General features: G+C 39.2%; 11 protein-coding genes. 8 read left to right on the forward strand and 3 right to left on the reverse strand.

Annotation, left to right across the window (positions count from 1 at the left end; genetic code table 11):
* Positions 1–13 precede the first annotated feature (13 nt).
* Complete coding sequence (locus tag Q1V85_RS14015; protein ID WP_300600951.1) at positions 14–1,180, forward strand: hypothetical protein; 1,167 nt, start codon at positions 14–16, stop codon at positions 1,178–1,180.
* A 71-nt stretch (positions 1,181–1,251) separates the two neighbouring features.
* On the opposite strand, the gene Q1V85_RS14020 is transcribed toward Q1V85_RS14015, so the two are convergent.
* On the reverse strand, positions 1,252–1,791 hold the full coding sequence (locus Q1V85_RS14020) for a helix-turn-helix transcriptional regulator (protein WP_300600953.1): 540 nt from the start codon (positions 1,789–1,791) through the stop codon (positions 1,252–1,254).
* 600 nt (positions 1,792–2,391) lie between these two features.
* Here Q1V85_RS14020 and Q1V85_RS14025 point away from each other — a divergent pair.
* From Q1V85_RS14025 to Q1V85_RS14035, 3 genes are read left to right on the forward strand one after another with little or no spacing between them, the layout of a single operon-like run.
* Positions 2,392–3,678, forward strand: coding sequence for a TlpA disulfide reductase family protein (locus Q1V85_RS14025; RefSeq protein WP_300600955.1), 1,287 nt, complete (start codon positions 2,392–2,394; stop codon positions 3,676–3,678).
* A gap of 20 nt (positions 3,679–3,698) precedes the next feature.
* The gene (locus Q1V85_RS14030; protein WP_300601327.1) at positions 3,699–6,932 is read left to right on the forward strand and encodes a SusC/RagA family TonB-linked outer membrane protein; all 3,234 of its coding nucleotides are present in this window, start codon (positions 3,699–3,701) and stop codon (positions 6,930–6,932) included.
* A 21-nt stretch (positions 6,933–6,953) separates the two neighbouring features.
* The gene (locus Q1V85_RS14035; RefSeq protein WP_300600957.1) at positions 6,954–8,315 is read left to right on the forward strand and encodes a RagB/SusD family nutrient uptake outer membrane protein; all 1,362 of its coding nucleotides are present in this window, start codon (positions 6,954–6,956) and stop codon (positions 8,313–8,315) included.
* Positions 8,316–8,411: 96 nt separating this feature from the next.
* Here Q1V85_RS14035 and Q1V85_RS14040 read toward each other — a convergent pair whose 3' ends face one another.
* Together Q1V85_RS14040 and Q1V85_RS14045 are read right to left on the reverse strand one after the other, a co-directional pair.
* Positions 8,412–8,795 (reverse strand): hypothetical protein, encoded by a 384-nt coding sequence (locus Q1V85_RS14040; RefSeq protein ID WP_300600959.1) that lies wholly within the window; start codon positions 8,793–8,795, stop codon positions 8,412–8,414.
* Positions 8,796–8,969: 174 nt separating this feature from the next.
* A complete protein-coding gene (locus tag Q1V85_RS14045) occupies positions 8,970–9,284 on the reverse strand; it encodes a hypothetical protein (protein WP_300600961.1) in 315 nt (104 codons plus the stop codon).
* Between the two features lie 437 nt (positions 9,285–9,721).
* Here Q1V85_RS14045 and Q1V85_RS14050 point away from each other — a divergent pair, with 437 nt between their 5' ends.
* The 4 genes from Q1V85_RS14050 to Q1V85_RS14065 all read left to right on the forward strand — a co-directional run bounded on the left by Q1V85_RS14050 (position 9,722) and on the right by Q1V85_RS14065 (position 12,757).
* The gene (locus tag Q1V85_RS14050; protein ID WP_300600962.1) at positions 9,722–10,300 is read left to right on the forward strand and encodes an RNA polymerase sigma factor; all 579 of its coding nucleotides are present in this window, start codon (positions 9,722–9,724) and stop codon (positions 10,298–10,300) included.
* On the forward strand, positions 10,293–11,525 hold the full coding sequence (locus tag Q1V85_RS14055; RefSeq protein ID WP_300600964.1) for a FecR family protein: 1,233 nt from the start codon (positions 10,293–10,295) through the stop codon (positions 11,523–11,525). Before Q1V85_RS14050 ends, Q1V85_RS14055 begins: the two co-directional genes overlap by 8 nt.
* Positions 11,526–11,728: 203 nt before the next feature.
* Positions 11,729–11,908: a hypothetical protein gene (locus Q1V85_RS14060; RefSeq protein WP_300600966.1), complete on the forward strand. Its 180-nt coding sequence runs from the start codon at positions 11,729–11,731 to the stop codon at positions 11,906–11,908.
* 231 nt (positions 11,909–12,139) lie between these two features.
* Entirely contained in the window at positions 12,140–12,757 is a 618-nt protein-coding gene (locus Q1V85_RS14065) for a VTT domain-containing protein (RefSeq protein WP_300600968.1), read from the forward strand.
* The last annotated feature ends 71 nt before the right edge of the window (positions 12,758–12,828 follow it).

Below are 12,828 nucleotides of genomic sequence, written 5' to 3' on the forward strand. Positions count from 1 at the left end.
TGATAGATCGCTTATGGATTCAAACTTCAATAATTTCAGAGAAAGTCAACATCTTATTCCTATTAATATTGAGAACAAGGAAAGATACTACCTTGATTTAATAAATATTGAACATAGTTGGACTGGGCGGTTGGATGCGCAACTTGCAAATACATTTATACTTGAATCTAATCAATTATTGATAAATGCCATCGTCCTTTTTGAAAAGGGCTATTTTGACTGTGCCTTTTACTCATTACGTCAGTCATTAGAAATATCTACAACAATGACTTATCTTGTAGATAACGATGAAGAGTCTCGAAAAATTGAGTTGGAGAAATGGAAAACGCAAAGCTCCTTCCCAATGTACGGGCAAATGATTAAATTTTTACAAGAAAAACGACCAGTGTTTTCTGAAATAAAAGGGAAAATGGCTGACTATTTTGAGGAGCTAGAAAAGGTTAAAAAGAAATTAAACAAATATGTTCATAAACAGGGGTTTAAAACATTTTATATTTCCAGAAACCATCCTTTAAACTGGCGAGAGGATAATAGTAAATTTACCTCCGAGTTTGAAGAATATTTAAAGAAATGTATTGGTGCAGTCGCCGTATTTCGGCTAACAATAGACCCTTTTCCAATTTTACTATCAGACGAAAATATTTATCTGAGAACCGGAGATTTGTTGACAAGAGGATACGATGATAATTTTATCGAAACTTATATTGGGCTAAATCATATTGAAAATTATAAAAAAACAGATTTGTATATAGGCCACCTTGAGTTCTTTCTTCAAGAAGAAGCCAAAGAGCCTCATACGGCTGATGTCGTTAAAAATCAATATATAGACAAACTCCAAATTGATAACATCTTAAAACAAAAGCATCTTTTATCAATGCACGATCTGGCAGCTGTTGTTTTAGCTAGGGTATCAGAAAAAATTGCGAAAATTTATTGCATCGGTGGGATTCATATGTATTTTACCAGCACCAAATCCAAAAGAGAATCTTGGTCTTGGAGTAGTGATGACTTTAAATCATTTAAAGAAAGCGAAAGTAAGTACAATCAGCGATATGATGAAGCTTTTATTTCATACATTGAAATACATGAAGAAGAGTATTATGTCGAGCACAATGAAAAATTTTTCGGTGAAGAGATTTTGAAGCTTGAAGAAGTTAAAAACCTTACCTATAACAGTTAGATATTTGCATTTTTAGTATGGGGGGAAAAAATAAGTGCCATCAATCTTTTCAATGAGTAAACTCCACTCACTTATCGCTTCCGCCTATATTCATTCGTATTCGCTTTTATGCCAGGTCTTTTTTCAAGAGCCCCATTATTATCGGCAGCCTTTGTAAGCAATATTTTTGAAGTTTGAGGAGATTTTAGCTGCACATTATATTCTGCGGCTATTTCTTTAATAATTTGGCCAGTGCTTTTATAAGTATTTAGAAACCCCATATCAATATAGTCAGTTAGGATAAAGGAAGTCATGCTTTTTGACACCAGCGATTTAACATCAATGTCTACTCCAATTTGTTTTACATATTTTTTTAGAGCAGATATCAGTTTCTCTCGTGATGGAGCAGCAACAGTCAGGTCATAAAATAAATTCTTTTCAATGCCAAAAGCTTGGGATAATGTCGTCAGGGTCGCATTATTATAATTGATCGAACCTTTTTGAATGCTTGCCAGCGTAGCAGTTGAGACACCAGTAATCTTATATAATGCATTAAGAGAAATTCTTAGTTTTATACGTAATTCCTTGAGGCGAATAGATTCTGTACTATTATTTTTTCTTTCTTCTGACACATAACAAAATGATAAGAAAATAAAATACCTTTCATTTTATTTATTAAACAAAAGATATCGTATATTTGTATTAGTATGTAAATTGATATTAAAGCTTGCATACTTGATTGCATAAATAGCATTTTAAAGAGTCTCGGCTGCGAATTCTGACTTTTACTTTGGGCGAGACGATGGGAAATGCTCATGGCGATGTTATATCTTTGTGTATAGCAAAAGCCATGGGCTCCTGTCGCATAAATCTGCCCCAAGGGCGTCAGAACCCAGCAGCGCAGATGACAGGGCTCATGGTTTTTGCCTTTATATCTGCTATGAGACTCGCTTCTACCATAAATGAAAGCGAGAATCAGTCATATTACTTTTTCTGCCGGGCCAGAGGTGCGCCACTTGGGAGGTGTTTATCCGGCTCAATATAATTTCTGGTACGCCAGTCATCCGCGTAATCCGGAATGATCATTTGCCGGGCGGTGGGCCGGTTTTCTCATGCAACGGCCCCACCTGCTCCGGCGGCTGCAGGGCGCAAAACACCTTTTACAATGCTACACCTATACCCATGCCCACCCGTTTCCTAAATAATATTGCATCACCTAACGATGGTTTATAATGAAAAAATTTATGCTGGTAAGCGTAGGGGCTATTTTATGCCTGTACGCGGCGGCCCAGGAAAGCACCATTAAGCCCTTGAATGTAGGGGATATTGTACCGGATATAGCCTTTATCAATTTATATAATTATCCTACCAAAACAGCCCGGTTATCAGACTTTAAAGGGAAACTGGTGATACTGGATTTTTGGGCTACCTGGTGCGGAAGCTGTGTGAGAGCGTTCCCTAAAATACAGGAGTTGCAAAAGCGGTTTAAAGACAGCCTGCAAATAATAATGATCAATGCAGATACCAGCGAATCAGCAGAAAAAGTAGCATCGTTCCTGGATATAAGAAAGAAGCTTACCCACTTTAAGTTAACATTGCCTTATGCCGTAAAGAACCCCTTTTTAAATGATCGTTTCCCATTTAAGGTTATTCCGCAATATGTATGGATCAACTCCAGTGCTGAAGTAGTTGCTATTACTGCTGCTGATGAGTTAACAAAAGAAAATATTGAACGCACACTGCGGGCAAAAACAGTTGCGCTAAAAGAAAAGAATGACGGGCTGCTCTTTAACCCGGATGCTCCTTTTTTGGTAAATGGAAACGGAAGCAGCAATATTGGGTTTATTTACCGTTCCGTTTTTACACCTTTCGAGGAAAACCTGGGCGGTATTATTACCAATAAAACGAATAGTGAAGGGCTTATAAGCCGCTATACGGTTATCAACTATCCTTTAAAAACGTTCTTCCAGTTAGCTTATCCCGAAATAGCCCCGATACCACTTAACAGGCTGATAGTGGAAGATCCTCTTGATCAAGACTTGCTGGATCAGAAATATTGTTATGAATTAAACACGCTTCCTATTCCAAATGCTGAAGTACGCTTCCTTTTAAAGGAAGACCTTTACAGGGCCTTTGGAATAAAATTAAAAATAGAAAAACATGCTTTTAACACTTATACGCTAACTACGAATAACAACCTGAAAAAATCCGCCACAAAAGGGGGGCCTGCTTTTGAAGATTCAGAAGATGAGAAATCCGAATCTATTTTTAAAAACCGGCCTTTGAGCCGGCTGGGAAACTATTTAAGCAGAATATTAAAAAAGCCGGTAACCATAAATAACACTGCTCCTCTGCCTAATATGGATATTATATTTCCAATAGGCTTTAGTAATTGGTCACTGCCTGAAATACGATCATTTCTTTCAAAGAAAGGGCTCGACTTAGTAGAACGACAGCAGCTATTGGATGCTGCCATTGTTTACCGGCCCATTGTTAAACTCAAAAAAGTGAACCCATGAAAAAAACAATTGCAATAATAATGCTCCTTGCGCTGCTTGGATTTTCGAATGAATCCAAAGCTTTTCAAACTGATTCCTCCGCTTTTATATCAGTAACTGGGATAGTGAAAGATGTTGATCAGCTGCCCGCTTCGGGGCTTATGGTAACAATTAAAGGAACGCTTAATAATGCCGTTACAAAAAAGGATGGTAGCTTTTTATTGAATAATGTTTCCCGAACGGCTACGCTTATTATTTCCGGGCTTCACATTGATACGTTGGAGCTGCCTGTAAAAGCTGATATGGGCATATTAATAGTTTCTCCACGATATACTTCAGCAGAAACCGTAAATATTGTTGCCAATACCGGCTATCAATACACACGACCCAATGAAATAAATGGCTCAGTATCCGTAGTGGATAATAAAAAACTGAACCAGCAGGTTGGAATTAATGTGCTTAAACGGCTGGATGGGCAGGTGCCGGGCCTGTATTTTAATGTAGGGAAATCGGCCGGTAATAACCCGCAGAGTGATAAGGGGGTATTGATACGGGGGCTGTCAAGCATAAACGGACCATTGGACCCAATAATTGTGCTGGATAACTTTATTTACGAGGGCAGTATTGATAATATTAACCCTAATGATATTGAAAGCATAACAGTTTTAAAAGACGCGGCGGCAACTTCTATTTATGGCGCACGTGGTGGAAATGGTGTAATTGTACTAACAACAAAAAAGGGAGGACTAAACCAACGTCTTAAAATTGATGCTTCAGCTTCCGTAATCGTTCAGCAGAAGCCAGACCTTTACCGCATTCCTCAAATGAATGCTGCGGATTATATTGATGTAGAGCAGTTTTTATTTAACAAAGGCTATTTTGATGGAACCATCGCCAATCAACGCTATTTACCATTAACACCTGCCGTGGAGATTTTTCAGCAGCGCCGCTTGGGCAATATTTCTGCACAGGATTCCGCAACACAGATTAATCAGCTAAAACAAATTGATAACAGAAAAAACCTGGAACGCTATTATTATCAAAAAGCAATAACACAACAATATGCATTAACCTTTACCGGGGGCAGCAATAACTTAGCGTGGGTGATTTCTGCGGGGCACGACCGAAGTGAAACGGCCCTGGCCGCCAGAACTGAAAGGTCCGCAATACGGGCAGAGAACCAATACAGGCTACTTAAAAATCTTGATCTTAATATTGGGATTAACTATACCGTCAACCAAACCACAGGCGGCAGGCCGGATTACACTACTGTAACAACGGGCAGCCGTTCAAATATCCCTTATCAAAACCTTGTTAATGACCAGGGGGCGGCTATGCCGATAGCAACAAATTACCGGCCGCAATATATAGATTCAGTGGGTAAGGGCACATTGCTGGATGGAAATTTTTATCCATATAAGGATTATTTGTTTGACAGGATTACGGAAAGGAACCAGGACCTTGTTACCAAGGCCGGGCTGCGCTGGAAGCCGATAAATGAGCTGACAGCATCCGTAAATTATCAGTTGGAAAAGCAAACTTATACCAAAATAAGAAATGCTGATGTAAACAGTTTTTATACGCGTACTCTTATTAACAGGTATACAGGTATAGCTGATGATGGATCTATTACTTACAATGTACCTAAAGGCGCCATTTATAACGAGGGCACAGGCACGTTAACGGCTCAAAATTTAAGAGCACAGTTGGATTTCAGCAAAGGATGGGGAATACATAGCGTTGCGGCCTTGGCCGGGTTGGAAGCCAGGGAAATGGAATCAACCGGAAACAACTATACCTTATATGGTTATCAAAAAGATCCGCTACAATATTCCAGTATGAATTACGATATGGTTTATCCTGATGTGATTACCGGTTTTTATATGGGAATACCTGGTTCACCGGTTCAGAGTGTTGTAATCACTAACCGGTTCCTGTCTGCCTATGCCAACGCTTCTTATCAACTTAAAGGCCGCTATCTTATAACGGGTAGCTTCCGGAAAGATGGCTCTAATATCTTTGGCCTTAAAACGAATGATAAATGGAAACCACTTTGGTCGGCGGGTATCGGATGGGTTCTTTCAAAAGAAGGTTTTATTAATTCTACAGCCCTTAACTATTTAAAATTACGGCTGACGTATGGCTATAGTGGCAATGTGGATTTAAGCCGGTCTCCGCTTCCAATTGCTAATTCGGCAACCAATTATACCACACAATTACCTTACCTAAGAATATCCACTATAAATAACCCTTCGCTTAAGTGGGAGCAAAGCGGTCAATTGAATATGGGTGTTGATTTTTCAATGTTAAAAGACCGGCTATCTGGTACGTTGGAGTATTATTTAAAAAAAGGCAGCGACCTTTATGGATTAACAGCCTATGACTATACTACCTGGGGATTTGTAAGCCAAATAGTGACCAATACCGCCAATATGAAGGGCAAGGGTATTGACTTTTCGATTAACAGCAAGAACATTATTGGCGATTTTAACTGGAGTACGGGCTTCTTGTTCAGTTATAATAATTCAATTACTACCAAATATAACGCTGCTAAAGCAGAGCAAATAACTACCTTACTGGGAGGAAACTCAAATTACATAAGGCCTGTAGTGGGCAAACCACTTTATGCTGTGGTTGCCTATAAGTGGGCCGGCCTTGATGATAATGGCAACCCACAAGGTTTTTTAAACGGGCAGAAAAGCACCGACTATGCCGCAATGCAAAAAGCGGCCCAGGATAATGGGCTGGAAAGCGGAGTTATAAAATATGTAGGGCCCACTAACCCCACAATCTTTGGAGCTCTGACAAATACATTTTCTTACAAACGCCTGTCATTAAATGCCGCTGTTACTTATAAAATGGGCTATTATTTTGCCCGCCCTGCTTTGTCCTATTCCGCTTTATTTTCAGGCGGGATAGGCAACAAAGATTATGCAAACAGGTGGCGGCAACCCGGGGATGAATTGAAAACTAATATTCCTGCCATGGTTTACACAGATGATCCTCAATTTAACTACAGGGATAATTTTTATTCCTTTTCAGAGATCAATTACCTGAAGGGTGATCATATCCGTATTCAGTATGTGAATTTGGGATATGATTTTCTAATAAAACGAAGAGAAGGAAATATTACACCCATACAAATCCAGGTATACGTAAACTGCGCCAATCTTGGAATTATCTGGAGGTCGAATGATGAATGGCTGGATCCTGATTATCCGGGAACTCCGGGTTTACAAAAGACCTATGCCGCCGGAGTACGAATGAAATTTTAACATTAATAAAATTTAAAAAGTATGAAAATATTTTTTATTTATATACTGTTGGTGGCAATATTTTTGCTGCCCTCCTGCAAGAAATTCCTTGATAAAAAGAATGATTCCTCCGTTTTGGTTCCTTCATCTCTGGACGACCTGCAAGAGCTCTTGGATGACGCGGATTACATGAATTTAGAACAAACCCCTTCTTACGGAGAATCTTATGCAACGGACTTTTTTCTGCTGCCAAAATCTTATGACGGACTACGGACAGACTGGAAAAAAGTATACCAGTGGAACCCGGATGATAGTTATGCACCTAACGATTGGCAGTATGCATATTTTCCAATATATAATGCTAATTATTGTTTGGATGAAATTGGGAAAATACCAGTTTCTGAGACAAATAAAGTGGAGTGGAATAATATATATGGCAGCGCTTATTTTTTTAAAGCGTATTATTATCTGAATCTCCTTTGGATTTATGCAAAAGGGTATGATAAAAATCAATCCGGCAGTGACCTGGGAATTGTATTGAGAGCATCTTCGGACTTTAATGTACCGTCCGTTCGTTCAACGGTTGAAGAATGCTACCAGGAAGTAATCGCTGACGCAATGAAGGCTGCGAAATTTTTGCCCAATAAATCCATACATCCCTACAGACCGTCAAAGTGTGCTGCCTATGGACTTCTGGCCAGAACATACCTTTCTATGAATAGGTATGATAGCGTATTAAAATATTCAGCTCTTGCCCTTTCTATTACTGATACATTGCTTAACTATAATAGTGCAGAAGTTAAACCATCGAGCTCTGTGCCTTTTAAGCCTTTTAACCCCGAAATTATTTTTTTTACAACAATGAATATTCTGATCAGATGCCATGCTACGAACATTGCTTCTGTCGACACTACTTTATACTCTAGCTACTCAGAAAATGATTTAAGAAAAACTATCTTTTTTAAAGCTTCGCAAGGATACCAGGCTTATAAAGGAAGTTATGCAGCAAGCCCTAGTTTGTTTTTTACGGGCATTGCTACTGATGAGTTAGTATTAATGAAAGCAGAGAGCCTCGCCCGGCTGGGGAAGATCAACGAAAGCCTGGGGGCCTTAAATGGCCTGTTAGTCAATAGGTGGAATAAGACTTTGGTCTTTATTCCATTGACTGCAAATACGTCCGATGAGGCACTCGCGATGATCCTGGCAGAACGACGTAAAGAACTCTTAATGAGAGGCCTTAGATGGCCGGATATAAAGCGGCTAAATAAACTAAATCCAGATCTTACACTTAAGAGAACAATTAATGGAACAGCCTATGTGATTGCGCCAAATGATAACCGGTCGGCTATACCGCTACCAAAAGATATTATTAATCAAACAGGAATGCCTCAAAATCCCAACTAAGTAAGAGGAATCAGAACTATGATATTGTTACCTCACAGGCAAAAAAAACGAGCCTTGTATTATTAGCTCGTTTTTTCATCGTCTCAGACCGTAGTTCTAATTCTTATTTTGTATGCTGGAAAGGTTGGTGCCTCCCGATACATAGTAGTCTCCTGGGTCAGAGCCTTCAGCCGCATCAATTACAACATCTGACTTTAATTTGCCATTGGCATCAATATGGGATGGGTCTACCTGAATGGAACAAGCTCTATCACTACCAGCTGAACAAGACGCGGTTCCCTGGCTCCAGTTGCTGTTTGTGGTTACTGCATCGTAACTGAAGTCGCCAGGTGAAGTTGGCGTATAATTAAAAGTTACTGGAGTGAGCTTTGTGGTCTTAATCTCATTCTTCGGCTTTTTATCAAAACTGCTGGTGCCAAATACCAGCGCAGTGGCAGTGGCTATAGCAGCCACTCCCAACATGATTTTTTTTGTAACCATTTTTGGTTAATTTTAAATTGAGTTTAAATGAATAATTAGTAAGAATAACCTGTGTTATTTTTACAGATTGTTTAGAGGGTATGAGGTTATTGGAGTAACAACATACCCTTTCTTCGTTTAAAGGCCGCCCGGCCATAACATTTCTTGCTTTGCTGACAGAGAAGGCAATTAAATTTATATGGTAAACATTGTTTCATATTTTATTTTTTGCTGTTGTCTGGTTAAATAGTTTTTTGTTCCAAAGGGCCACCAGCTCCAACTGGTAAGGTGGTATCCGCCACAAAAGAAACAGTAGTAAATCCTCTTTCCTCCTGGCTTCAGACCTCTGTGCTTGATTCGTTTACCTGTTTCATCTTTTCGATGGGAGGCATGCTTTAATTTGGCAAGGGCTTCAATCGCTTCAATTCGACTTTGATGAATCACCTTTCCGGTTTCACCACATCGTTTTACGATATAATCAAGTCGATCGTTATTAAAAAGAGAATTCATGATGTTGATTTTTTTACCGCCATTCCTAATGCAGGATTGAGATTCCAGAGCGCCCAAAAGAAACATTTTGAAGAAAAACCTGCAGTTTTGGCCATTTTACGTCACGTTTTACAAAAAGCCTGCGATCCAATTCGGTTTCAAATAGCTACCCCCGTCAATCATTTTCATATTCCTTGCAGCATGCCTTATCCGGGTTCATTCAAAACATTTTTTTGATGATTTTTATTTTACGAAAAGCGTAAAACAACCAGAAGTAATGCTTAAATTAGTATTGCCAAATCAGTTAATTAAGCAACCCTTCTAATATATTATACGTAAAAAAGAGGGTGTACGGGTGAATTGAAATCTGACTTTTTTTTAAAAATTTTCTTTCCCCTGCTCCTTCCCCTAAACCAGTAATTCGTTTTTGCGGGTTACTACATGAAAAAGGAGGTAGTATGCTATTTGATCACCTGGTATCCGGTTCGGAAAAAGATCTTTCCGAAATTATTGCAACCTATCACAATAGATTGTACGCATATGTTAATCGCTACGTACGAAATCCCTGTAGCACAGAAGAGATCTTACAAGATACCTTTTTAACGCTTTGGGAACACCGGCATTTAATGGATAAAATTCCCTATCCTGAAGGTTGGTTAATCCTTACCGGTATGCGTAAAGCCATTGATTATTTACGAAATGAAAAAAAGAATCCTCCAATAACTTCTTTGCCGGATGATGATGACAAGATACCGGATCCTAAAAGCCTGATCGATATTCTATCCCACAAAGAAACCCTTCGTCATATAGATAATGCTTTGCAACAGCTATCACCTATGCGAAGAAAAGTAATGGAGTTGTTTATACATACGGGTATGTCGCGCAAGGAAATTGGGGCAGAACTGGGTATAAAAGACGAAACTGTAAAAAGCCACCTGGCCGCGGCTCGGGACTACATTACCGGCTATCTGAAGAAAAGAGGGCAACTTCCTGTTGTACTCATTTTATGGATCTTAAAAATCTTCAACAATGACTGATAATACACTTGTAATAAAATCATTGATAAAAAAACATTTGGAAGGTAGCGCTACCGCACAGGAAGAAGCCGCATTCATCCAGTTATGGAATTTATACGACGATGAAGAGCTGGCACAGTTGATAGAAGAAGTAAATGCGGAAATGCCATCACCGCCAGCAGAAAATCTGCCAAAGGTGGATGCAGCTGCTTTAGCCCACAAAATTGTGACAATAGCAGCTGCCCGAAAAGCGGCACAAAGAAAACAAACTTTGGTAAAATATGCTGTACCTATTGCTGCCAGCGTATTGCTTGCAGTTGGGTTGTGGATGAACAAAGTGCTTTCAGAAAGGCAACAATATAAAGTAATATGCGGTGCTTCAATAGAAGCCGGTGACATAAATACCACGGAATTTAATTGCACTATTAAAGATGGCGAAAAGAACTATCTGGCGGATAGCAATACAAGCCTGCAGTTGCGATATAGCGGTCTAAGGGTAATACAACGGCCTGGAAAGATTGTTTATCAACAACATAATGGCACCGATGACACAACTCGTTTCCAAGGGCACGAAATTAGCACAGCTCCGGAACAACAATACCTGGTGGTGTTACCTGGCAATACCGTTTTGCGACTAAATGCCCAAACCAAGTTGAAAATTGCACCTGACCCATCAACAGGCACCTTAACAGCATCCCTGATGCAGGGAGAAGTATTTGCTGAAAGCCAGGGAGCGTTAACAATGACCGGACCTAATATCAATATCACCAGCCAGGGCGGCAGTTTTGACCTGCGGGCCATAGAAGGCGGCAGTTTGATTGCTGTATCAAAAGGCAGCCTGGAAGCCAGTTTACCTTCAGGTAACTCCGAAACTTTGAACTTTAGCGATTGGTCCGCCTTTGTCAAAATAAAAGATAAAGAGATAATTAAGGATAGTATTATGACCCAAAGGTGTGGGGATATCGAAGGTCTTACTGTTTGGAAAAATACAGAACGGGTGTATGAAAACGTGCCTCTGGCAGCTTTTGTAGACCAGATGCAGTATTGGTATGGGATTCGGTTTACAGATCTGAAATGCCTGGATAAGCAGAAGAGAATAACTACCCGCTTATGTTATAAAGCCACCCGGGAGGATTTTTTTGCTGTATTGCGGCATAATGGTTTTAAAGTGTATACTACCAGCAGTGGTTATACATTCTGTAATCCGGAGCGAGAAAAAAAAGAGCAAATAGTGGCAAGACAATAATTGGTAAAAAACAAATTAGACGAGATTGCATTTTAAGTTTCTAAAATATCTCTTTATTAAATACCATTGATGCCAGAAGCTATCGCTAGGAATATCCAAAGCGCCAGATACCGGTCTAAAAAGGACACTGTATCATAAAGTGTGTAAGTTAAAATCGAGTCTTAACAGATTCGATTTTTTAACTTTAAACACAATATGAACAAATGAAAGCAGAAGATTTCTTATCCGATGACTTTTTGAAGCAGTTCAAAACAGGTGAACAGCTCAATGAGTTCTTAGCCAGTATCCAGAACAGGAAGCTTTCAGGCTGCTTCAAAAGTCCTATTGCTCGGCAAGGTATGATGCAGATTTTGAGGTTGGATATGCACAGCTGGAAATCGTGAGGCAGAAAGTGAGTCGGGCGATACAGGAATTAAAAGAGATTGGCTCTCTTATATTTAAAGAGGCAGGTCGCTTTCCGCGGCTAAATATAGTTTAAAATGGATTTTGATTTTACGATTATTGCGCCCTTATATCGTGCTGTTACAGTCAAATTTTGCCGTAAACAAAAATTTGTTTTATCCAAAAGAGAATTTTAAGTAGCTTTTCAAAGCAGTTTGTTTAACTAAAATCAAATGTTTAATCCCGAGGCACTAATTCAATATGGCGGGTTACTACTTGTTTGCCTGGCAATTTATGGGCAGGTAGGCCTTTTTTTCTGTTTCTTTCTTCCAAGTGGAGGGCTGCTTTTTATGGCAGGCGTATTGATTGCTACCAATGTGCTGGACCATAGCTTTTTTACGCTGTGCAGCTTAGGAATTTTAGCTTCGCTAATGGGAAATATTACGGGTTATATTGTCGGTTATAAGACAGGGACTGTTTTATATCGCAGGGAAGATTCAGCTTTTTTTAAAAAGCAGTATTTAACAAAAGCGAAAAACTTTTATAAAAGATATGGCGGCATGGCATTGATTGTTGGTGCATTTCTTCCTTTGATTCGCACTTTCACTCCCATTGTTGCGGGCATCATCCAACAAAAATTCAGCCGTTTTTTGTTATTTGCCTTTATTGGTTCTGTGGGATGGATACTTTGTTTTTCAATTGCCGGTTATGTAATAGGAACCATGCCCTTTTTACGCCCTTACCTTAATTATGTAGTGATGGCAATTATTGTGCTGGTTACGGTGCCTGTTGTAATTAAAATTATACGAAGATTCAAAAAAGAAAAACAATCTCCTGATGCAGATATTTAATCTTCTTTTTGTAAAGGGAACCATATTGAAGCAACTCCATCTGATATCTTCTAAATTTATACCTGATTTCC

Source organism: Niabella sp., from assembly GCF_030150205.1.
Classification (GTDB): domain Bacteria; phylum Bacteroidota; class Bacteroidia; order Chitinophagales; family Chitinophagaceae; genus Niabella.